This window comes from Streptomyces sp. NPDC107498 (assembly GCF_055582805.1).
The window spans coordinates 422,148-441,805 of sequence record NZ_JBVJPE010000005.1 but is presented as its reverse complement, the minus strand read 5'-3'; the positions used below and the strand labels follow the sequence as shown (position 1 = coordinate 441,805).

General features: G+C 73.0%; 22 protein-coding genes. 14 read left to right on the top strand and 8 right to left on the bottom strand.

What is annotated here, in order from left to right; genetic code table 11:
* From ACZ66Z_RS12555 to ACZ66Z_RS12540, 4 genes are all read left to right on the top strand, one after another.
* Nucleotides 1-1,152 (top strand): vitamin B12 dependent-methionine synthase activation domain-containing protein (locus tag ACZ66Z_RS12555; protein WP_469933931.1); only part of this gene is annotated, 1,152 nt, incomplete at its 5' end.
* Nucleotides 1,149-2,012 carry a methylenetetrahydrofolate reductase [NAD(P)H] gene (gene metF, locus ACZ66Z_RS12550; RefSeq protein WP_469933930.1) on the top strand — a complete coding sequence of 288 codons (864 nt, stop codon included), beginning with the start codon at nt 1,149-1,151 and terminating at the stop codon, nt 2,010-2,012. The genes ACZ66Z_RS12555 and metF, both read left to right, overlap by 4 nt.
* Complete coding sequence (gene ahcY, locus ACZ66Z_RS12545) at nt 2,005-3,405, top strand: adenosylhomocysteinase (RefSeq protein WP_469933929.1); 1,401 nt, start codon at nt 2,005-2,007, stop codon at nt 3,403-3,405. Before metF ends, ahcY begins: the two co-directional genes overlap by 8 nt.
* A complete protein-coding gene (locus tag ACZ66Z_RS12540) occupies nt 3,405-4,064 on the top strand; it encodes a maleylpyruvate isomerase family mycothiol-dependent enzyme (RefSeq protein WP_469933928.1) in 660 nt (219 codons plus the stop codon). The genes ahcY and ACZ66Z_RS12540 overlap by 1 nt, the downstream gene beginning before the upstream one ends.
* A gap of 446 nt (nt 4,065-4,510) precedes the next feature.
* On the opposite strand, the gene ACZ66Z_RS12535 is transcribed toward ACZ66Z_RS12540, so the two are convergent.
* The gene (locus tag ACZ66Z_RS12535; RefSeq protein ID WP_469933927.1) at nt 4,511-5,269 is read right to left on the bottom strand and encodes a GbsR/MarR family transcriptional regulator; all 759 of its coding nucleotides are present in this window, start codon (nt 5,267-5,269) and stop codon (nt 4,511-4,513) included.
* 244 nt (nt 5,270-5,513) lie between these two features.
* Between ACZ66Z_RS12535 and ACZ66Z_RS12530 the strand changes: the two genes are divergently transcribed.
* Nucleotides 5,514-6,179 (top strand): DUF4097 family beta strand repeat-containing protein, encoded by a 666-nt coding sequence (locus tag ACZ66Z_RS12530; RefSeq protein ID WP_469933926.1) that lies wholly within the window; start codon nt 5,514-5,516, stop codon nt 6,177-6,179.
* On the opposite strand, the gene ACZ66Z_RS12525 is transcribed toward ACZ66Z_RS12530, so the two are convergent.
* Complete coding sequence (locus ACZ66Z_RS12525) at nt 6,080-7,165, bottom strand: hypothetical protein (protein ID WP_469933925.1); 1,086 nt, start codon at nt 7,163-7,165, stop codon at nt 6,080-6,082. The genes ACZ66Z_RS12530 and ACZ66Z_RS12525 overlap by 100 nt on opposite strands.
* Nucleotides 7,166-7,475: 310 nt before the next feature.
* On the opposite strand from ACZ66Z_RS12525, the gene ACZ66Z_RS12520 reads away from it, so the two are divergent.
* The gene (locus tag ACZ66Z_RS12520) at nt 7,476-7,802 is read left to right on the top strand and encodes a DUF2087 domain-containing protein (RefSeq protein ID WP_469933924.1); all 327 of its coding nucleotides are present in this window, start codon (nt 7,476-7,478) and stop codon (nt 7,800-7,802) included.
* On the top strand, nt 7,799-8,428 hold the full coding sequence (locus ACZ66Z_RS12515) for a LysE family transporter (protein WP_469933923.1): 630 nt from the start codon (nt 7,799-7,801) through the stop codon (nt 8,426-8,428). The genes ACZ66Z_RS12520 and ACZ66Z_RS12515 overlap by 4 nt, the downstream gene beginning before the upstream one ends.
* A gap of 80 nt (nt 8,429-8,508) precedes the next feature.
* Here ACZ66Z_RS12515 and ACZ66Z_RS12510 read toward each other — a convergent pair whose 3' ends face one another.
* Nucleotides 8,509-8,799 carry a hypothetical protein gene (locus tag ACZ66Z_RS12510; protein WP_469933922.1) on the bottom strand — a complete coding sequence of 97 codons (291 nt, stop codon included), beginning with the start codon at nt 8,797-8,799 and terminating at the stop codon, nt 8,509-8,511.
* A 17-nt stretch (nt 8,800-8,816) separates the two neighbouring features.
* The gene (locus ACZ66Z_RS12505; protein ID WP_469933921.1) at nt 8,817-8,975 is read right to left on the bottom strand and encodes a hypothetical protein; all 159 of its coding nucleotides are present in this window, start codon (nt 8,973-8,975) and stop codon (nt 8,817-8,819) included.
* Nucleotides 8,976-9,062: 87 nt separating this feature from the next.
* Here ACZ66Z_RS12505 and ACZ66Z_RS12500 point away from each other — a divergent pair, with 87 nt between their 5' ends.
* Nucleotides 9,063-9,536: a carboxymuconolactone decarboxylase family protein gene (locus tag ACZ66Z_RS12500; protein ID WP_469933920.1), complete on the top strand. Its 474-nt coding sequence runs from the start codon at nt 9,063-9,065 to the stop codon at nt 9,534-9,536.
* A 12-nt stretch (nt 9,537-9,548) separates the two neighbouring features.
* Entirely contained in the window at nt 9,549-10,466 is a 918-nt protein-coding gene (locus ACZ66Z_RS12495) for an RNA polymerase sigma-70 factor (protein ID WP_469933919.1), read from the top strand.
* Here the strand turns inward: ACZ66Z_RS12495 and ACZ66Z_RS12490 are convergent.
* The gene (locus ACZ66Z_RS12490) at nt 10,381-10,560 is read right to left on the bottom strand and encodes a DUF397 domain-containing protein (RefSeq protein ID WP_469933918.1); all 180 of its coding nucleotides are present in this window, start codon (nt 10,558-10,560) and stop codon (nt 10,381-10,383) included. The two genes, ACZ66Z_RS12495 and ACZ66Z_RS12490, sit on opposite strands and share 86 nt — an antisense overlap.
* A 162-nt stretch (nt 10,561-10,722) precedes the next feature.
* Nucleotides 10,723-11,106: a nuclear transport factor 2 family protein gene (locus ACZ66Z_RS12485; RefSeq protein WP_469933917.1), complete on the bottom strand. Its 384-nt coding sequence runs from the start codon at nt 11,104-11,106 to the stop codon at nt 10,723-10,725.
* 72 nt (nt 11,107-11,178) lie between these two features.
* On the opposite strand from ACZ66Z_RS12485, the gene ACZ66Z_RS12480 reads away from it, so the two are divergent.
* Nucleotides 11,179-12,525 carry a TerD family protein gene (locus ACZ66Z_RS12480; RefSeq protein WP_469933916.1) on the top strand — a complete coding sequence of 449 codons (1,347 nt, stop codon included), beginning with the start codon at nt 11,179-11,181 and terminating at the stop codon, nt 12,523-12,525.
* Nucleotides 12,526-12,765: 240 nt separating this feature from the next.
* Nucleotides 12,766-14,292 carry a glycosyl hydrolase family 18 protein gene (locus ACZ66Z_RS12475; RefSeq protein ID WP_469933915.1) on the top strand — a complete coding sequence of 509 codons (1,527 nt, stop codon included), beginning with the start codon at nt 12,766-12,768 and terminating at the stop codon, nt 14,290-14,292.
* 180 nt (nt 14,293-14,472) lie between these two features.
* On the opposite strand, the gene ACZ66Z_RS12470 is transcribed toward ACZ66Z_RS12475, so the two are convergent.
* On the bottom strand, nt 14,473-15,000 hold the full coding sequence (locus tag ACZ66Z_RS12470) for an RICIN domain-containing protein (protein ID WP_469933914.1): 528 nt from the start codon (nt 14,998-15,000) through the stop codon (nt 14,473-14,475).
* A gap of 183 nt (nt 15,001-15,183) precedes the next feature.
* A complete protein-coding gene (locus tag ACZ66Z_RS12465) occupies nt 15,184-15,909 on the bottom strand; it encodes a PIG-L deacetylase family protein (RefSeq protein WP_469933913.1) in 726 nt (241 codons plus the stop codon).
* 141 nt (nt 15,910-16,050) lie between these two features.
* Between ACZ66Z_RS12465 and asnB the strand changes: the two genes are divergently transcribed.
* The 3 genes from asnB to ACZ66Z_RS12450 all read left to right on the top strand — a co-directional run bounded on the left by asnB (nt 16,051) and on the right by ACZ66Z_RS12450 (nt 19,650).
* Nucleotides 16,051-17,850 (top strand): asparagine synthase (glutamine-hydrolyzing), encoded by a 1,800-nt coding sequence (gene asnB, locus ACZ66Z_RS12460; RefSeq protein WP_469933912.1) that lies wholly within the window; start codon nt 16,051-16,053, stop codon nt 17,848-17,850.
* Nucleotides 17,840-18,805 carry a 2-methylaconitate cis-trans isomerase PrpF family protein gene (locus tag ACZ66Z_RS12455; RefSeq protein WP_469933911.1) on the top strand — a complete coding sequence of 322 codons (966 nt, stop codon included), beginning with the start codon at nt 17,840-17,842 and terminating at the stop codon, nt 18,803-18,805. The genes asnB and ACZ66Z_RS12455 overlap by 11 nt, the downstream gene beginning before the upstream one ends.
* 98 nt (nt 18,806-18,903) lie before the next feature.
* Nucleotides 18,904-19,650, top strand: coding sequence for an SDR family oxidoreductase (locus ACZ66Z_RS12450; RefSeq protein ID WP_469933910.1), 747 nt, complete (start codon nt 18,904-18,906; stop codon nt 19,648-19,650).
* The last annotated feature ends 8 nt before the right edge of the window (nt 19,651-19,658 follow it).

Sequence of the window (19,658 nt, the reverse complement as noted above, 5' to 3'; positions counted from 1 at the left end):
GAGGAGCACAGGGCCGACGTCATCGGCATGTCCGGCCTCCTGGTGAAGTCCACCGTGATCATGAAGGAGAACCTGGAGGAGCTCAACGGCCGCGGACTGGCCGCCACGTACCCCGTCATCCTCGGCGGCGCGGCCCTGACCAGGGCGTACGTCGAACAGGACCTCCACGAGATCTACCAGGGCGAGGTCCGCTACGCCCGCGACGCCTTCGAGGGCCTGCGCCTCATGGACGCCCTCATGGCCGTGAAGCGCGGCGTGCCCGGCGCCGCACTGCCCCCGCTCAAGCAGCGCCGCGTGGTCCGGCGGCAGCCTGTGGTGGAGGTCCGCGAGCCCGAGCCGGCCGGACGCTCCGACGTCGCCGCCGACAACCCCGTACCCGAGCCCCCCTTCCTCGGGACGAAGGTCACCACCGGCATCCCGCTGGCCGAGTACGCCCCCTGGCTCGACGAGACCGCCCTCTTCAAGGGCCAGTGGGGACTGAAGGACGCCGCGACCGTCGAGACGGAGGGCAGGCCGCGCCTGCGCGCCCTCCTCGACCGGATCGAACGCGAGGGCCTGGCCGAGGCGGCCGTCGTCCACGGCTGGTTCCCTTGTGTGTCCAAGGGCGACGACCTGATCGTCCTGGACGAGGACGGAGGCGAGCGGACCCGCTTCTCCTTCCCCCGCCAGCAGCGGGGCCGCCGCCTCTGCCTGGCCGACTTCCACCGCTCCGAGGACTCCGGAGAGGTGGACGCGGTCGCGTTCCAGGTCGTCACCGTCGGAAGCAGGATCGGGGAGGAGACCGCCCGGCTCTTCGCCGCCGACGCCTACCGCGACTACCTCGAACTCCACGGTCTCTCCGTGCAGCTCGCCGAGGCCCTCGCCGAGTACTGGCACGCCCGGGTGCGGAGGGACTGGGGCATCGGCGGGGAGGACCCGGCGTCCATGGCCGGCATGTTCCGCACCGAGTACCAGGGCTGCCGCTACTCCCTCGGCTACCCGGCCTGCCCCGACCTGGAGGACCGGGCGAAGATCGCCGCGCTGCTCCGGCCGGAGCGGATCGGGGTCGTGCTGTCGGAGGAGTACCAGCTGCACCCCGAGCAGTCGACGGACGCGATCGTCGTCCACCACCCGGAGGCGAGCTACTTCAACGCGGGAGGCCGACGCCTGTGAACCCCACGTACTCCTTCGAGTTCTTCCCGCCGAAGACCGACAGGGGCGAGCAGGTCCTCTGGGACGCGATCCGGCGCGCGGAGGCCCTCAAGCCGGACTTCGTCTCCGTGACGTACGGCGCGGGCGGCTCGTCCCGCGACCGGACCGTCGACGTCACGAAGCGGATCGTGACGGAGACGACGCTCCGGCCGGTCGCCCACCTGACGGCCGTCGGACACTCCGTCGCCGAGCTGCGGGCCATCATCGGCGCCTACGCGGACGCCGGCGTCCGGGACGTGCTCGTACTGCGCGGCGACCCGCCGGGTAACCCGCGCGGCGCGTGGACCCCGCACCCGCAGGGCTTCACGTACGCGTACGAACTCGTCGAACTGGTCCGCTCGCTGGGCGAGTTCCGGATCGGCGTGGCGGCCTTCCCCGAGGGCCACCCCCGCTCCGAGGGCCCCGCCGCCGACCTCGCGCACTTCGTCGCCAAGTGCCGGGCGGGCGCCGACTACGCCATCACGCAGATGTTCTTCGACCCCGAGGACTACCTGCGGTTCCGGGACCGGGTCGCCGCCGCCGGCTGCGACACCCCGATCATCCCGGAGATCATGCCCGCCACCGACGTGCGCCAGATCCGGCGCTTCGCCGAGCTGTCGGACGCGGCCTTCCCCGAGGACCTGGCGCACCGCCTGGAGGCGGCGAAGGACGACCCGGCCGCCGCCTACCGCGTCGGCGTCGAGCACGCGACGCGGACGGGCCTGCGGCTGCTCGACGAGGGTGCGCCGGGCCTGCACTACATCACCCTCAACAAGTCGACGGCGGCCCTGGAAATCCACCGAACCGTCCTCAGCGCAAGGAGAGTTGTCGCACATGTCTGATTTCTCTGACTACAAGGTCGCCGACATCGGTCTCGCGGAGTTCGGCCGGAAGGAGATCGCCCTCGCCGAGCACGAGATGCCGGGCCTGATGGCGATCCGCCGCGAGTACGCGGAGGCCCGGCCGCTGGCCGGCGCCCGGATCACCGGCTCCCTGCACATGACGGTCCAGACCGCCGTCCTCATCGAGACCCTCGTGGCGCTGGGCGCCGAGGTCCGCTGGGTGTCCTGCAACATCTACTCGACGCAGGACCACGCGGCCGCCGCGATCGCCGCCGCCGGGATCCCGGTCTTCGCCTGGAAGGGCGAGACCCTGGAGGAGTACTGGTGGTGCACCGAGCAGGCCCTGACCTGGTCGGACTCGCCCACCGGCGGCCCGAACATGATCCTGGACGACGGCGGCGACGCGACGCTGCTCGTCCACAAGGGCGTGGAGTACCAGAAGACGGGTGTCCTGCCGGAGGCGTCCAACGAGGAGCTGGCGGTCGTCCGCGCCCTCCTGGAGTCCACCGCCCTGGACTGGTCGACGATCGCCGCCGGCATCCGGGGGGTGACGGAGGAGACCACGACGGGCGTCCACCGCCTGTACGAGATGCACCGCGAGGGCGAGCTCCTCTTCCCGGCGATCAACGTGAACGACGCCGTGACCAAGTCGAAGTTCGACAACAAGTACGGCTGCCGCCACTCCCTCGTCGACGGCATCAACCGCGCCACCGACGTCCTCATCGGCGGCAAGACGGCCGTCGTCTGCGGCTACGGCGACGTCGGCAAGGGCTCCGCGGAGTCGCTGCGCGGCCAGGGCGCCCGCGTCATCGTCACCGAGATCGACCCGATCTGCGCGCTCCAGGCGGCGATGGACGGCTACCAGGTCGCCACCCTGGACGACGTGGTGGAGACGGCCGACATCTTCATCACGACGACGGGCAACAAGGACATCATCATGGCGTCCGACATCGCGAGGATGAAGCACCAGGCGATCGTCGGGAACATCGGCCACTTCGACAACGAGATCGACATGGCGGGTCTGGCGCGGATCCCCGGCATCGTCAAGGACGAGGTCAAGCCGCAGGTCCACACCTGGACGTTCCCCGACGGCAAGGTCGTCATCGTCCTCTCCGAGGGCCGGCTGCTGAACCTCGGCAACGCGACCGGCCACCCGTCCTTCGTGATGTCGAACTCCTTCGCGGACCAGACCCTGGCCCAGATCGAGCTCTTCACCAAGACGGAGGAGTACCCGACGGGCGTGTACGTGCTGCCGAAGCACCTCGACGAGAAGGTCGCCCGGCTCCACCTGGACGCGCTCGGCGTCCGCCTGACGACCCTCCGCCCCGAGCAGGCCGCCTACATCGGCGTCCCGGTCGACGGCCCGTACAAGCCGGACCACTACCGCTACTGATGTGTACCGAACGTGACCCGTGGCTCCCGGACCGGCTCCTCCGGACGGAACGGGACCTGCTGATGCCGCTCCTCCGGCGCACGCCGGAGGAGGCGTACGAGCTCCGCACGGCGTGCCCCGGCTGGACCGTCCGACAGGTCCTCGCCCACTGCGGGGCGGCGCTCGTCCGGATCGTCGAGGACCGCCTGGAGGAAGGCGTCTTCCTGCCGGAGGCCAACGCCTGCGACGTCGCCGAACGCGAGGACTGGCCGCTCGGCCGCGTCCTCGACGAACTGGAACGCGGCCTGACCGAGGCGGGCCCGGTCATCGCGGGCCGCGAGGACGGCAGGCTCGACGCGGTCGCCCTGGGCGAATGGGTCCACGCCGGAGACGTGCGGGAGGCCCTCGGCGAGCCCGGCGCGTACTGCGGCGCGGCGCTCGACCTCGCGCTCCCGCTGCTCTCGGTGACGAGCCGCCGCCGGGAGACCCCGCGCCTGATCGGCGACCTGGTCGACCGCGACGGTCCGGTGTCCCTCGGCAACGCGATCGAGGGCCGGGAGCCGGCGCGGTTCTTCGGCGACGCGTCGACGCTGATCCGCATCTACGCGGGGCGTCCACTGGTCCGGACGCGGTACGCCCTGACGGGCGCGACCGAACACGAACTCCTCATCTACCGCTGACCCCACACCCCCCTCGCGGGCGGCACCCCCGACCACCCCCGCCATGAGCGGCGCCCGCCGGCCCCCGTCGTGGGCTGCGCCCCCCGTTGTGGGCAATCGTTCCGCCGGGGCGATTGCCCACAACGGGGGTGGGCGGGGGCAACGCCCCGCCCCGGCGGGGGTGTCGGTCGCAACGGGGGTCCGGGGCGCGGGGTCGTTTTCGTCGAGCCGTCGCTCGACCTGATGACGGGCGTCCGGGGCGTGGTCCTGTCCGGCGGCGCGTACGTGCCGCTCTCGCCCGAGTACCCCGAGGAGCGCCTGCGCTACATGATCGAGGACAGCGGTTGAGGGCGACGACCACTCGTTCCTGGAGGACGCCGAGGGCTGGTCCACCCGCCCGCCGACGGTCGTGGAGCTCGACGCGGACCACTACGGCCTGCTCCGGCAGCCGGACCTGGCGGAACCCGTCAAGAAGATCCGCTACCGCCTGGGGCTGTAGCGGTCTCCCCCGGAACGGGGGGTTTCGAATGGAGGACGGCCCGGCCCTGTTCGGCGGCCCGGGCCGTGCTCTCGGAGACGTAGTCGAGGAAGCGGGCGACGTTCTCCATGCGGTGGCCGGCGGGAGTGCCGGAACCGAGGACGGCGACGCCCTGCCGCGCGGTGTCGGCAACCTGGGCGATGGACCGGGCGGAGGCCGTCATCGCCTGGTACCAGACGTCGTCGTCGACGGTGTAGCGCTCGCGGCGGCGGTCGTCGCGCTCCCGCCGGACGAGGCCCTGCTCGTCGAGGAACGCGACCGCCTTGGAGACGGACGCCGGGCTGACCTGGAGGCGTTCGGCGAGCTCGGACGCGGTGAGGCTGCCCGTGTCGGCGAGGGTCAGGCTCGCCATGACACGGGCCATCATCCTGGGCATGCCCGAGCCCGTCATGACGGTCGTGAACGTCTCCTCGTACGCGCGCACGGCCTCGGCGTCGCGCCCGTGCTCCTGCGGGGGGGCCGCCCCTTCCCGGGGCGCCGCCGGCTTGCGGCGGTGGGCGCGCTGCTCGGTGGCCCGGTGGGCGAGGTCGGCGCGGTAGCCGGTGGGCCCGCCGTTGCGCATGACCTCGCGGGTGACGGTCGAGGTCGGGCGGTCGAGGCGCCGGGCGATCTCCGCGTACGCGAGGCCGTCGGCCAGTCCCAGGGCGATCTGCTGGCGCTCGGACTGGGTGAGTCTGCCTCCCGGCATCGTGGTCTCCTTCGTCGTCCGTGGTGCCGCCAGCATAGCGTTCACGCGCAATCCATTGCAACGGAAGGGAGGGAGGCGTTGCATTCGACCTCACAACCATTGCAATGAAATCCCTCAACTGACCTGCAAAGACGGAGTTTATGTGCAACGAGATACTTGCTGAACTTTCGAACGCAACGTAGCTTTTCCTTCATCGGAAACAGCGAGGCGCACCAGTGCCCGCCACGGACGAAGGAGCAGCACCATGCAGAAGTTCGACACCACCGCCCCGATCGCCGCCGTCCTCGCCGTCCCGGCCGGCCGCATCCGGCTCATCGCCGCCGACCGGACCGACACCACCGTCGAGGTCCTGCCCGCCGACCCCGCCAGGAGCCGTGACGTGAAGACGGCCGAGCGCACCGAAGTCGCCTACGCCGACGGGGTCCTGCGCATCGAGGTCCCCAAGTCGAGGAACGGCGTCCTCGGCACCACCGGATCCATCGAGGTCACGGTCCAGCTGCCCGCCGGCTCCCGCGTCGAGGCCGGAGCCGCCGCCGCCGAGTTCCGCGGGGTCGGACGGCTCGGCGACGTCGCCTTCGAGGGGGCGCACGGCCAGATCAAGATCGACGAGGCCGCGAGCCTCCGACTCACCGCCGCCGACGGCGACATCGAGGTCGGCCGGCTGACGGGCTCCGCCGAGATCAGCACCGCCCGGGGCGACATCCGCATCGCCGAGGCGACGGGCGGCACGGTCGTCCTGAGCACCCGGAAGGGCGACATCACGGTCGGCGCCGCCGCGGGCGTCTCCGCCTCCCTGGACGCCGGCACGGCCTACGGCCGCGTCGACAACTCCCTGCGCAACGACGGCACGTCCGGCCTGAGCGTCAAGGCCACCACGGCGTACGGCGACATCACGGCCCGCAGCCTCTGACCTCCGTCGTCGCGCCCGCCGCCGGACTCCACGTGTCGGACGGGCCCCGGGTCGCCCGGCGGGGCGCACGCGGCGCAGTGCGTCTCGTCGCCGATCGGCCGGAAGAGGGTCGTCTGGACGTGGTCGCCGGCGCACTCGCGGGTTCCTCGGAGCCGTACGGAGACCGATTCCCCGGATGCGCGCGGGACCGGCGGGGAGGGGCGAGGCGGTACGTCGCGCAGGAGGTAGCGGACGAGACCGCCGGGGCGGTGGACGGGTGTTCCGTCGGTGGGCAGGCCGCGCTGGACGTGGGCGTGGACGTCGGTGGGGGTGTGGCCGGCGTCGAGCCAGCGGGCGGCGAGGCGGGTGAGTTCGTCGCGCATGCCGGGCGGGACGTGGCGGAGGGCGGGGGAGAGGAGCGGCAGGGCGCCGATGAGGGCGCGGGCCTCCTCCAGTCGAGGGGACGGCTCCTCGGCCTGGGGGGACGACTCTGCTGGGGGGAGCTCCTCGGCTTGAGGGGGCGACTCTGCTGGAGGCGGCTCCTCGACGGCCTGCGGGGGAAGGAGGGAGGTGTCTTCCTCTGGGTCTTTCTTTGGATGACCGTCGGTCGACGGGGCTGTCGGCTGACCGGCGGCCGGTTTCCGGGGACTCGGTGTGACCTGCGGCGACGCGACGGGTGTCCGGGCGAGGAGCTCGGCGGCCTGCTCGGGGGTCAACGGACAGCTGGAGACGATCTGGTGGGTCGACCACTGCCCTCCGGGGCCCTGTACCCGCCGCTCGTGGACGAAGCCCTCCTTCTTGAGCCGTCGCTTGGCGCGCGTGAAGGCGCACGCCCCGATCCGGGCGCGCCGAGCGGTGCGCGAGAGCGATTCGGGGGCGTCCTGGGGGAGGGAGAGTTGCCAGGTCAGGATCCGAACGGCGTCGGAGTCGAGCCGTGGGTGCCGGATGAGGTCGTGCGAGAGCTGGCTGAAGGCGCGCAGGGGCGCGTTAAAGTGACGGTAGATCACGGTGGGAGTTGTTGCCTTCCACGGGTGGTCGAGGCCCTCGTCGATGGGTGCGAACCATCGGCGGGGGCCGTTTTGCGTGAACCTACCGCACGGAACGTGTCCACTCCGACACGCACGGTCGAGATCCCTCGTGCGGGTGACGTGGCCCCCGCCCCGCTCGAACGGGCCCGTCGTCGTGCGGGGGCCGGGACCGGCCGGCCCGCCGCTCGGGACTTCCTTCCGGACGTCCGGAAGAAGAAGTCATGGTCGAGGGCGTGCCGGCGCGAAAATCCTTTGCGGGGCGGGGGCGCGGGGCGTCACCCTCTCGGGCATGACCACTCATCCCTCCCGCTCCGTCGCGGAACCCCGCCCCGTCGCGGACCTGTTCTCCGCCGACGGGCGCCTCAAGGCGATCCCGCGCCGGCCCGCCCGCCGCGAGGCGCTGCTCGCGCACCTCGCCGCGACCCTCTTCGAGGCGGACCGGACCTACCGCGAGCCCGAGGTCAACGACGCCCTGCGCGCCGTGCACGAGGACTTTCCGGCGCTGCGCCGCCATCTCGTGACCGGCGGTTTCCTCTCCCGCACGAAGGACGGCGCGGACTACCGCCGACAGCAGCAGCCCGGCTCCCCCGGAGGCGCGATCCCCGCCGTCGCGTGACGGCCGCGGTGGTGGCCGGCCTGCTCGCCGGCTACGGCATCGCGATCCCGGTCGGCGCGGTCGGCGCCTACCTCGTGGCGGTCACGGCCCGCACCGGCTGGCGCACGGGCGCCGGCGCGGCCCTCGGCGTCGCCACCGCCGACGGGGCCTACGCCCTGCTCGCCGTGGCCGGCGGTTCCGCGCTCGTCCCCGTGCTCGCCCCCGTGACGACCCCGCTGCGGTGGGCGTCCGCGCTGGTGCTCGCCGTGCTGGCCCTGCGGGCCGCGTGGGGCGCGCTGTCCGCGTACCGGAAGGGCGGCCTCGCCTCCCGCGACGACGGTACGGCCCTGACACCGGCCCGCGCGTACCTCACCTTCCTGGGGATCACGATCCTGAACCCCATGACGGTGGTCTACTTCGTCGCCCTCATCCTCGCCACGGGCCCCTCGGCGCCCGACACCCTGCCCGACCGCGCGGCCTTCGTCCTCGCGGCCCTCGCCGCCTCGGCGAGCTGGCAGCTCCTCCTCGCCCTCGGCGGCACCCTCCTCGGCCGGGTTCTGACGGGTGCGCGGGGACGCCTGGGCACGGCACTGGCGTCGAGCACGCTGATCGCCGTCCTCGCGGTGCGCCTCGTCGCCCAGGGATGAACGCGGGGACCGGCCGCAGGCCGACTGAACCGTTCGGAGGGGGTCGGCGGAGACCGGCCCCCGGCCGGGCCCGCGGGACGTCAGCGCCCCCGCCGCGCCGTCGTCGCGACGGCCCCCGCGACCGCGAGGACCGCGCCCGCCGCCATGACGCCCCGGCCGGAGCGGTACGAGAGCACCGACCAGCACGACCGCGCCGACAGCAGGGAACCGACGCTCGCCCAGGACCCGACGGACAGCGCCGAGGCGGCGGAGCCGACCGACCCGACGGAGAGGAACGACCCGACCGAGCCGATCGAGAGGGTCGAACCGACGGAACCGATGGACAGGAACGAGTCCCGGGACCAGAGCGAAAGACGCGAAGAGGCGGCCATGGCCCGATCGTAGGCGCTCACGCGGCGAAGGACTCGGGACCGAACCGCCCCCACGCCAGGAACAGGCACGGGCCCGCCGCCGCGAGCAGCTCCACGGCGCCGAACGCCTTCGGCGCACCCGGCCGACCTCCCACACCCACGGCGACGACGCGTCCGTCGCCGCCGTCCTCGATCACACCGGGGTCCGTGTCACAGGACGCCGCGCCGTCTCGTCTCGGGGACGTGGGCCCACCGGACCCGCACCGAACCGAGGAGACACGACGATGGACGCACGACTCGACTTCTTCGCCAGCCCCACTGCCGGCAAGGCCCTCAAGCACCTCATGGCCGCCGGCAAGATCCTCCAGGACTCCACCCTCCCGACCGCCGTCCAGGAGCTCGTCTCCCTGCGCATCAGCCAGATCAACGGCTGCGGCGTCTGCCTCGACATGCACACCAAGGAGGCCGCCGCGGCGGGCGAGAGCGCCGTCCGCCTCGCCCTCGTCCCCGCCTGGCGCGAGGCCACCGTCTACACCGAGGCCGAGCGCGCCGCCCTCGCCCTCGCCGAGCAGGGCACCCGCGTCGCCGACGGCGGCGAAGGCGTCGGCGACGAGGTCTGGGAGCGGGCGGCCCGGCACTTCGACCAGGAGCAGCTCACCGCCCTCGTCCTTCTGGTCTCCTTCATGAACGCCGCCACCCGCATGAACATCATCAGCAGGCAGCCGGCCGGCGGCTACGAAGTCGGCCGGTTCCACTGAACGGGGAGCGACATGGGCAAGGTCGAGGAGTTCGAAGAACTGCGATCGCTGCTGTTCTCGATCGCCTACCGGATGCTCGGCAGCGTCAGCGAGGCCGAGGACGCCGTCCAGGAGACCTGGCTGCGGTACGACGCCTCCTCGACCACGCCCACGTCCCCCAAGGCGTTCCTGTCCGCCACGGTCACCCGCATCGCCATCGACGTGCTCCGCTCGGCGCGCGTCCGCCGCGAGGAGTACGTCGGCCCGTGGTTCCCCGAACCGCTCCTGGACGATCCGTACGAGGACCCCGAGCGCGCCGCCGAGCTCGCCGACTCCGTGTCCATGGCCGCGCTGCTGCTCCTCGAACGCCTCAGCCCCCTCGAACGCTCCGTGTTCGTGCTGCGCGAGGTCTTCGGCTTCGGCTTCGACGAGGTCGCCTCCGCGGTCGGCCGTACGGAGGCGGCCTGCCGTCAGCTCCTCGTACGGGCCCGTCGGCACATGCACGACGGCCGGCCCCGCTTCGAGGCGGACCGCGCCGAACGCCGGGAACTGGCCGCCCGCTTCTTCGACGCCCTGAAGGGCGGCGACGTCGAGGGCCTGCGGAGCGTCCTCGCCGCCGACGTCCAGATGGTCGGCGACGGCGGCGGCAAGGCCCCGCAGCTCGCCCGCGCGATCGCCGGCGCGGACAACGCGGCCAGGCTGCTCGCCGCGGTCTTCCCCCGGATGGCCCAGATCGACATCACCTTCGAGCCGCACGACGTCAACGGCCAGCCGGGCGCGGTCTTCCGCGACCGCGACGGCCAGGTCCTCCACACCATGGTCCTCGACGTCGTCGACGGCCGCGTGCAGACGATCCGCTCGGTCGTCAACCCCGACAAGCTGGCCCACCTGGGCCCGGTCGCCGACGCCTGGGCCCTCGACCGGGAGTTCCGCGGGACCTCCCGGGGGTGACGCCTCGGCACGCCGTGACGGCCTCGACGAACGACGTCCACGCGGCGCGGGGGAGAAGGAGGACGGGGCCGTCGGGACGCCTCGACGCCGCCACCGGCGAGGAGGAAGACCGGCGCAGCTACTCGGAGGACGTCGACCACGAGAAGCCCGTCGACGACCTGATCGTCCACGACGACCTGGTCGTCGCCGTGCAAGGGGGCGACGGAGCCGCCCCTTCAGGGCCTACCGCCCCTGGTGACAGAACCCGGCCCTCGGCTCACGCCTCCGGCACGGGCGTGGACTGGTGGTAGTACATCCGCCACCCGGATTCCTCGTCCAGCTTCCGCCAGATCGAGCTCCTCCGTGCTCGCCTGCCGTCGAGCACGGTCTCGAACGTCAGGTGCACGATCCCCGGCGCCAGGACGGTGCCGGTCATTCCGGAGGGTACGAACCGGGGGCCGTCCTCGGACGCACCCTGCATGACCGGCAGCGCCGCGAGCATCGACGCGCGGTCCCACCTGCGCCCCGAGCTGCCCACTTCCGTGAACTCCGGGTCGAGGAGCCGCTCCGCGAGCGCCCTGGACGACCGCCCGGCCGGGCTCATCAACTGCAGCTCCCGCTCGATGGCCTCGGCCACGCCGTCTTCGCTGTTCACGTTCATCGGAGCATCTTGCCCCAGCCGGCCTCGGCGGTCGACGGGACGGAAGTCCCGAGGCGCTGCCAGGATGCGGGCATGACACAGATCATCAAGGGGGGAAACCTTCCGCTCGGCGGCGAGCCGATGCGGGTCGCCGTCGTCCGCCGGTCCGGTGGGCCGGAGGGGCCGAAGGTCGACGCGGCCGCCCTGCTCGTCGACGGGGACGGCAAGGTCAGGGACCGGGGAGACCTGGTCTTCTACAACCAGCCCGAGCACGCCGGGAGCGGCATACGGCTCCTGGGGGAGGCCCAGGGCGAGGACGGGGTCGTCGCGGACTGGCTGGAGATCGACCCCGGCCGGATCGAGGCCTCCGTGGAGCGGGTCGTGGTGGCGGCGTCCTGCGACGGCGGGACGTTCGGCGAGGTCGAGGACCTGTACGTGCGGGCGGTGAGCGCCACCACCGGGGCGCAGTTGGCGCTGTACGCGGTCGAGGACGCGACGACGGAGACCGCGATCCTGCTGGGCGAGTTCTACCGCAGGAACGGGGGGTGGAAGTTCCGGGCGGTGGGGCAGGGGTACGACTCGGGGCTGCCGGCCCTGGCGACGGACTTCGGCTTCTCGGCGTCGGACGACGAGGCGGGGGACGAGGACGAGCCGGTGACGGAGGTCCCCGTCACCGCGCCCGCCCCCGGCGCCGAGTCCGCCCCTGTCGCCGATTCCCCGCAGGTCGCCCCCGTGCCCCCGCAGGGCACCCCCGCGCCCCTCGCCGTCGAGAAGGCCGGCGCCCCCGTCCCGTACTCCGGAGCCCCCGTCGCCGCGCCCCTCGGCCGCCTCAACGCCCTCCCCCGCGAAATGGGTCCGGAGTTCGCGTACTTCGAGTACCAGGGCGACGGCAAGGAGGACGTCGAGACCGGTCTCGCCCTCCCCCGTGGCTTCATCGCCGTCGACGTGGTGAAGAAGGGCTCCGGTCACCTGGACGTCGTCACGTTGACCGTCCGCAAGCGCAGGTGGCGTCAGGTCATGAGGAGCCGCATGGACGATCTGCGCGGGGTGGGCGTCCTGCACCACGACGGCCGGTCGCCGTTGCGGCTGAGGGTCGACACGCGCGGCCGGTGGATGATCAGGCTCCGCCCGGTGTCGACGCTGCGTCCGTTCGACGGGCCGGTGGAGGGGTACGGGCCGGACGTCCTGGCGTACACCGGCGACGAGACCGGCGTCAGGTTCCGGTTCGAGGGCGACGAGGGCAAGAAGGGGTACTTCGGCGTCGCGGCCCACCGGAAGGGCGGCCACTGGGAGTACCGGTTCAGCCGACGCGACCGGGGGCGCGGGAAGGGCGACCTCCCGCGCGGGCCGCGCCTCCTCGTCGTCGAGGCGGACGGGGCCTGGTCCATGGAGCCCCGGCCGGGAGGCGGCGGGGGGTTCTGGAGCCGGTCCGGGCGTTAGGAGGGGCGGACGAGGGGTGCGCGTGGCTCGTCGGACCGATCCGTCCGGTCACGCGCATCGCTCCAGTACGCGCGTGTGGTCGCCGGGTGCGCCACGCGACCGACCGGCAAATTGGTCTAGTCCAAGTTTGGTCCAGGCCATTGACGCGGTCATGGTGGCAGGGGTTACGTCGTACTCCAACAGTCGTGCGCGACAACGGCGTTGGCGCACCCCGCACCCCCCCACAGTCATTGGATTGCCATGAGACGACGCGTTCGTTCGCTCCGCTCGGCCCTCACCGCCGCCGTGACCGCCGTGGCCGCCCTCGGCCTCGGCGCCGTCGCCGCCGCCCCCGCCCAGGCCGCCGCGGCCCCCCTCCCCGCCCGGGTCTTCGCCCCGTACTTCGAGGCCTGGACCGGGGAGAGCCCGGCCGCCCTCAGCGCGCAGTCGGGCGCCAAGCACCTGACGATGGCGTTCCTCCAGACCGCGACGAAGGGCTCCTGCACCGCGTACTGGAACGGCGACACCGGCCTGCCGGTCGCCCCGTCCTCCTTCGGCGCCGACATCGCGACCATGCAGTCCCGGGGCGGCGACGTCATCCCCTCCTTCGGCGGCTACACGGCCGACACCACCGGCACCGAGATCGCCGACAGCTGCACCGATGTCAACCAGATCGCCGCCGTGTACGAGAAGGTCATCACGACCTACGACGTCACCCGGCTCGACATGGACATCGAGGTCGACTCCCTCGACAACGCCGCCGGCATCGACCGCCGCAACAAGGCCGTCAAGCTCGTCCAGGACTGGGCCGCCGCCAACGGCCGCCAGATCCAGATCTCGTACACCCTGCCGACGACCACCCACGGCCTCGCCGCGAGCGGACTCGCGGTGCTGAAGAACGCCGTGACCAACGGCGCGAAGGTCGACGTCGTCAACCTGATGACCTTCGACTACTACGACAACGCCGCCCACGACATGGCCGCGGACACCAAGACGGCCGCCCAGGGCCTCTACGACCAGCTCGCCAAGCTCTACCCGGCCAAGACGCCCGCCCAGCTCTGGGGCATGGTCGGCATCACCGAGATGATCGGCGTCGACGACTTCGGCCCCGCCGAGACCTTCACCCTGGCCAACGCCCGCACGGTCTACGACTGGGCGGTCTCCAAGGGCGTCAACACCCTCTCGTTCTGGGCGCTCCAGCGCGACAACGGCAGCTGTGCCGGCGGCGCCGCCGCCGACAACTGCTCCGGCATCCAGCAGAACACCTGGGACTTCTCGCACGTCTTCGCCCCCTTCACCAGCGGGACGACCGCCCCGGCCGACGACTTCTCGGTGACCACCACCCCGGCCGCCGCCACCGTCACCGCCGGCGGGTCCACCTCCGCCACGGTGAGGACGGCCGTCACCTCCGGCACGGCGCAGACGGTGAACCTGTCGGTCGGCGGACTGCCCGCCGGCGTCACCGCCACGCTCAGCCCCGCCTCGGTGACGGCCGGGGGATCCGCGACCCTCACCGTGAACACCACGGCGGCCACGGTCTCCGGCACGTACCAGATCGTCGTCAACGGGGCGAGCCCCTCGGCCGGGCACGCGGCGGTCCTCTCCCTGACCGTCACCGGCGGCGCCACCTCGTGCGCGGCGGCCCCGTGGGTGTCCTCCAGCGTCTACACCGGCGGCCAGCAGGTCTCGCACAAGGGCCACACCTGGAAGGCCAAGTGGTGGACGACCGGCGAGGAGCCCGGCACCACCGGCCAGTGGGGCGTCTGGCAGGACCTCGGCGCCTGCTGAACCCCCGCCCGTACGTGGACCGGGGCCCGCCTCGCGGCGGGCCCCGGTCCTGGGTTCTGTCCGGCGGAGCCGCATGCCGGCGGGCCCCGCACGTGGTCGTGCCGCATCACTCAGGCCGGTCTCGCGACGGGTTCCCGGCCCGCCCCCGACCCTGACGCGGCCCGGTTCACGAGGTCCGCTCTACCACCGCGGGACGCCGTTCCAGAGCTGATCGGCACCCTTGTGGCAGCTCCACTGGTTCGCGCGTGCGCCCCAGGCCGTGCTCCAGCCGCCGATCTCCAGGCACTTGCCGCTGTGGATGTTGACGAGGGCCATGGCCCCGGTCCCGTCGTCGGGGTAGTCGATCGCGTACCACAGCTGGTTGTCACCACCGGTGCAGTCCCACTGCCGGGCGGGTGCTCCGTCGTCCGTGCGCCAGTCGGCGATCTCCAGGCACTTGCCCGAGTTGTTGTTGATCAGGCGCCAGCGGGACGAGGGGAATTCCTGCTTGAAGTACCAGCTCTGGTGCGCACCGCCACCGCATCCCCACTGGGTGGCGAGGGCGCCGTTGCTCTGCGACTCCCCGTAGATCTCCAGGCACAGGCCGCTGTTGCCGTTGGTGAGCCTCGGGACGTCCGTCGCCGAAGCCGGCGTGGCCGCCGTGCCGATGAGGAAGGTGAACGCCATGGCGAATCCGCCGAGGAGTCGGCGTCGTATCGCTCTCATCATGTCCCCGTTTCGTACGTCGTGTGGAAGCGCGCGGCGCAGGCCGATGGTGTCTCCCGGGAAGCACGCCCCCGTGTCTCCTTGCGCGGCGATTAGATCATCTTGACTCGTCGTGCAGCGAGTTGGCGTGCGGACCGGCGGGCGCGACGTGCGACGGCGGCCACAGGGGCGAGGCCCGGCCGGCGGTCAGTCGATGCGGACGATCTGGAAGGCCTCGGCCATCCGGCCCGGGGGCAGGCCGCCGGCCGTCGCGTGCTCGCCGAGCCAGTCGCGCAGGAGGCCCGCCAGGTCGTCGAAGTGGGCCGTCTGGGAGGTGTGGATGCGCAGGGCCTCGACCTTGCGGTCGAAGACGGAGGTGACGTCGACGTACTGGTTGGGGGTGGGGCCGGTCATCAGCCACAGCTCGTGGACGGTCCACGGCTCCAGGCCCTCCTCCTTGAGGAGTTCCGGGTGGGCGAAGGGGTTGCGGGCCTCGGGGTAGACGGCGCGCAGACAGGCGTCCCCGACCGCCCGGTGGTCGGGGTGGAGGTCGGCGACGCGGGCCCAGTTGATCTCGGGCGACGGGATGACGGCGCGCTGCGGCCGCACTTCGCGGATGACCCGGCACAGGTCGCGGCGGAGCTGCACGGAGGGCTCCACGAAGCTGTCCGGGTAGCCGAGGAAGCGGACGTCGGCGACCCCGCTGAGCTTGGCCGAGTGGACCTGTTCGGCGCGGCGCAGGTCCGCCATGGCCTGGCGGGGGAGCGCTTCGTCGTAACCGCCCGCGCCGCCGTCCGTGACGATGCAGTACGTGACGCGGGTGCCGCGTTCGACCCACTGCATGACGGTGCCGCTGACGCAGAACTCGATGTCGTCCGGGTGTGCGGCCACGACCAGCAGGGACTCGGGGGCCGTCCGGTTGAAGTCCTCCATGGGGCCAGCCTGTTGGGGCGGCGGGGGCGTCGCAAGGTCACGTCGTGGCGTGAATAGGACATGGCACTTACGCGCCATTCAAAAATTTGGTAGATTCAAATCATTGAGTGTGTTCGGTAAGTCGATTCGGAGGCGACCGGCATGTGCAGGATTCTCGGCTCCTTCGCCGCCGGGGCGGACCGCCCCGAACCGGCCCAGCTCGCGGCGGTCTCCGCCCGCCAGCGCCACGGCGGCCCCGACGAGCACCAGGTGCTCAGCGGGCCCGGCTGGTCGCTCGGCTGCGACCGGCTCGCCGTGACCGACCCCCGCGGCGGACGGCAGCCCTACCGGCTGCCCCACCTGCCCGGCGTCCTCGCCGTGCTCAACGGCGAGATCTACAACCACGCCGAACTCCGCCGCACCCTCGCCGCCCGCGGCCACCGCTTCCCCGACCGCTGCGACGGCACCGTCCTCCCCGCGCTCTACGCCGAGTACGGCCCCGCCTTCGCCGAACACCTCGACGGCATGTTCGCCGTCGCGGTCCTCGACCTGCGGCCCGGCTCCACCCGACTCGTCCTCGCCGTCGACGACATGGGCATGAAGCCGCTCCACCTGCACCACGACCCGTACGACGGCTCCACCCGCTTCGCCTCCGAGATCCCCGCCCTCCTCGCCTTCGAAGGCGTACGGATCTCCCCCCGCGACGACGCCCTCGACACCGTCCTCGCCACCCGCACCTCCTTCTCCACCCACACCGCGCTCGACGGCGTCGACGTCCTGCCGCCCGGCGCCACCGCCCTCGTGCGCCCCGGCGCCGCCCCCGTCGTCCGCCGTCGCGGCCCGCGCCGCGCCACCCCCCTCGGCGACACCCAGGACGTGCTGCGCCACGAGGTGCGCCGGCTCGCCCGGGCCGAGGTGCCCGTCTGCGCCGTCACCAGCGGCGGCCTCGACTCCGGGCTCGTCACCGCCCTCGCCGCCGAACACGCCCGCGAGACCGACGCACCGCCGCTGCACACCTTCCACCTCACCTACCGGGGCCGGTGGCCCGACTCCGAGGCGGCGCACGCCCGCTCCGTCGCCCGCCGCGCCCGGACCGTCCACCACGAGGTCGCCGTCGACCCCGACGAACTCGGCTCCCTCCTCACCCGGACCGTCCGCCACCTCGGCCAGCCCAACGCCGACCCCATCACCCTCTCCACCTACGCCCTCTTCCGCGCCGTCCGCCAGAACGGCTTCACCGTCGCCCTCGCCGGCGACGGCGCCGACGAACTCTTCGGCGGGTACGACCGGATGCGCGCCGCGCTCACGGCGGGCCCCGCGTGGGCCGACGCCTACACGGACGCCCTCTCGGCCGCGCCCCGCCTCCTGCGCGAACACCTCTACACGTCCCACTACCGCGCCTACGTCGCCGACCGCGGCTCCGCCGCCGACCGCATCGCCCAGGAACTCCGCTCGGCCGAGGCCGTCGGCGCGGACCGGATCACCGCGATGACCGCCTTCGAGACCCGGTGGCGGCTCCCCGCGTACCACCTGCGGCGCCTGGACCACCTCTCCATGGCGTGGGCGGTGGAAGCGCGCCTGCCGTTCTGCCAGCCGTCCGTCGTCGCCCACGCCCGCTCCCTGCCGACGGTCGCGCGGACGGGCAAGCGGGCGCTGTACGAGGCGGGCGCGGAACTCCTGCCGCCGTCGGTCCTCCGCCGTCCCAAACAGCCCTTCACCCTCCCCGTGGCGGCGATGCTCGCCCCCGGGGGCCCCCTGCTGGACCTGGTCCGCGAGATGCTCTCCCCGGCGCGACTGGTCCTCGGCGGCAAGATCCGCGCGGACCGGGCGGCGAAGCTCCTGGCCCGGCACCTGGACCGCCCGACGCCGCAGGCGGCCCTGACGCTCTGGTCCCTGGCCGTCCACGAACTCTGGACGGAGGTCGTCCAGGGCATGCGCATCCCCACCGGCTGTGCGGCCTGACCCCCCGGGCCCGCTCCGGCCCGAACCGGCCGCGACGGGGGCGGGCGGCGCCCCGGCGGAACGACCGGCCACGACGACCGCCACCGTCGTCCGCGCCCACGACGCCCCCGGCCCCACCCTCGTGCTGCGGGGCGAAGGGCTGCCGCGCGGCGCGCTCGCCCTGCGCGGGGAGCTCGCGCAGCTGCTCCGCGCCCTCGCCGGGACGGCGCACGCCGGCATCAACAAGATCGCCGTCTACGGCCGTGCCCCCCGCGTCCCCCACGCCCTCCCCTCCCCCCACGCCCTCCACTACCGTTTCGTCCAGGCCCTCCCCGGCGGCCGGTTCGACTTCCGCGCCGGGTGCGGGCACTCCCTCCTCGCCTGCGTCGTCGCCGACGGGCGGCGGGAGCCCGTCACCGTCCGGGCGGTGACCACCGGCGACACCGTCCTCTGCGAGCCGCGGGGGGACGCGCACACGCTCAGCTTCCTCCGGGCGCCCACGGGGCCCGGCACCCTCCCCACCGGCCGCCCCGTCGACGTCCTCGACGGCGTGCCCGCCTCGCTCGTGCGGTACGGCAATCCGTACGTGTTCGTCGACGAACGGCACCTGCCCCGAAGGGCGGCGTACGACCGGCTCCTCGCGCTGAGGGCCGAGGCCGCCCGGCTCCTCGGCCACCCCCCGGACTCCGCGCTCCCCAAGATCGCCGCCTTCGCCGAGGGCTCCGACGGCCGGCTCTCCGTCCGCGCGCTCACCGTCGGCGGCTGGCACCCCCGGCTCGCCCTCACCGGCGCCGCCGCCCTCGCCGCCGCGGGGGCGATCGCCGGGACCGTCGTGCCCGCCGTGCGCGGACCCGTCCGCACCCCCACCGGCACGGTCACCGTCTCCACCGCGCCCGACCGCGTCCGCGTCCACCACAAGCGCGCCGAGGTCCTCGAACGTCTCGAACTGCCCTGGCGCATCCACGCAACGGCGTGAACGCGCACCCCGCTCACCGGGTCCGCGTCCCCCTTCCTCTGCCACGCTGAAACGGACCGGCCACCGGTGTCCGTGGGACGTGAGGAGAGCAGACGCACATGAAATTCGAGAATCTGCGTGTCGTCGTGACCGGGGCGTCCCGCTCTTTCGGCCGTGCGCTCGCCGTCGGATTCGCGCACCTCGGCGCCGAGGTCTACGTCTCGGCGCGGACCGTGGAGGCCGCCGAGCGGACCCGCACCGAGGTCCTGGGCGCGGCCCGCGACCGCATCCACGCCTTCGGCTGCGACCTGAGCAGGCCCGCCGAGATCCGGGAGTTCGCGGCCCGGGTCGGCGAACGGACCGACCGGGTGGACCTGTTGGTCAACAACGGCGCCCGCTGGCTCGACGGCATGGACCTGGAGGCGGCGAGCGACGCCGAGATCATGGAGACGATCGAGTCGACGGCCGGCGGCACGGTCCTCATGGTGAAGCACTTCCTGCCGCTGCTCCGCGGCTCGCTGCGGCCCGACATCGTGAACATGGTCGCCGTCCGCGACGCCGAGGGCGCCTCCGCCGCGACCGCCGGCGCCGCCCACGAGGCCTTCTGGGCGGCGAAGAGCGCCCAGGCGGGTTTCGCGGACATCCTGTCGCGCCGGCTGCGGCCCTCCGGGGTCCGCGTCTTCTCCCTCTTCCCGCCCGACTTCTCGACCTCGGACCCGCGCTTCGCGGAATGGGACGGAGCGCATCCGGACGGAAGGGCGCCCGACGAGAAGCTCACCATGCAGGCCCTCTTCGAATGCATCGTCTACGCCGTCGAGCAGCCCCGCGACTGCTTCATCCGCTCCTTCCACTTCGAGCCCCGCTGATCGCCCCG

Excerpts from the sequence above, each read along its gene's own strand:
- ahcY (WP_469933929.1), top strand. The coding sequence starts at position 2,005 with ATGTCTGATTTCTCTGACTACAAGGTCGCCGACATCGGTCTCGCGGAG.
- ACZ66Z_RS12540 (WP_469933928.1), top strand. The coding sequence starts at position 3,405 with ATGTGTACCGAACGTGACCCGTGGCTCCCGGACCGGCTCCTCCGGACG.
- ACZ66Z_RS12535 (WP_469933927.1), bottom strand. The coding sequence starts at position 5,269 with ATGCCGGGAGGCAGACTCACCCAGTCCGAGCGCCAGCAGATCGCCCTG.
- ACZ66Z_RS12530 (WP_469933926.1), top strand. The coding sequence starts at position 5,514 with ATGCAGAAGTTCGACACCACCGCCCCGATCGCCGCCGTCCTCGCCGTC.
- ACZ66Z_RS12520 (WP_469933924.1), top strand. The coding sequence starts at position 7,476 with ATGACCACTCATCCCTCCCGCTCCGTCGCGGAACCCCGCCCCGTCGCG.
- ACZ66Z_RS12510 (WP_469933922.1), bottom strand. The coding sequence starts at position 8,799 with ATGGCCGCCTCTTCGCGTCTTTCGCTCTGGTCCCGGGACTCGTTCCTG.
- ACZ66Z_RS12500 (WP_469933920.1), top strand. The coding sequence starts at position 9,063 with ATGGACGCACGACTCGACTTCTTCGCCAGCCCCACTGCCGGCAAGGCC.
- ACZ66Z_RS12495 (WP_469933919.1), top strand. The coding sequence starts at position 9,549 with ATGGGCAAGGTCGAGGAGTTCGAAGAACTGCGATCGCTGCTGTTCTCG.
- ACZ66Z_RS12485 (WP_469933917.1), bottom strand. The coding sequence starts at position 11,106 with ATGAACGTGAACAGCGAAGACGGCGTGGCCGAGGCCATCGAGCGGGAG.
- ACZ66Z_RS12480 (WP_469933916.1), top strand. The coding sequence starts at position 11,179 with ATGACACAGATCATCAAGGGGGGAAACCTTCCGCTCGGCGGCGAGCCG.
- ACZ66Z_RS12475 (WP_469933915.1), top strand. The coding sequence starts at position 12,766 with ATGAGACGACGCGTTCGTTCGCTCCGCTCGGCCCTCACCGCCGCCGTG.
- ACZ66Z_RS12470 (WP_469933914.1), bottom strand. The coding sequence starts at position 15,000 with ATGATGAGAGCGATACGACGCCGACTCCTCGGCGGATTCGCCATGGCG.
- ACZ66Z_RS12465 (WP_469933913.1), bottom strand. The coding sequence starts at position 15,909 with ATGGAGGACTTCAACCGGACGGCCCCCGAGTCCCTGCTGGTCGTGGCC.
- asnB (WP_469933912.1), top strand. The coding sequence starts at position 16,051 with ATGTGCAGGATTCTCGGCTCCTTCGCCGCCGGGGCGGACCGCCCCGAA.
- ACZ66Z_RS12450 (WP_469933910.1), top strand. The coding sequence starts at position 18,904 with ATGAAATTCGAGAATCTGCGTGTCGTCGTGACCGGGGCGTCCCGCTCT.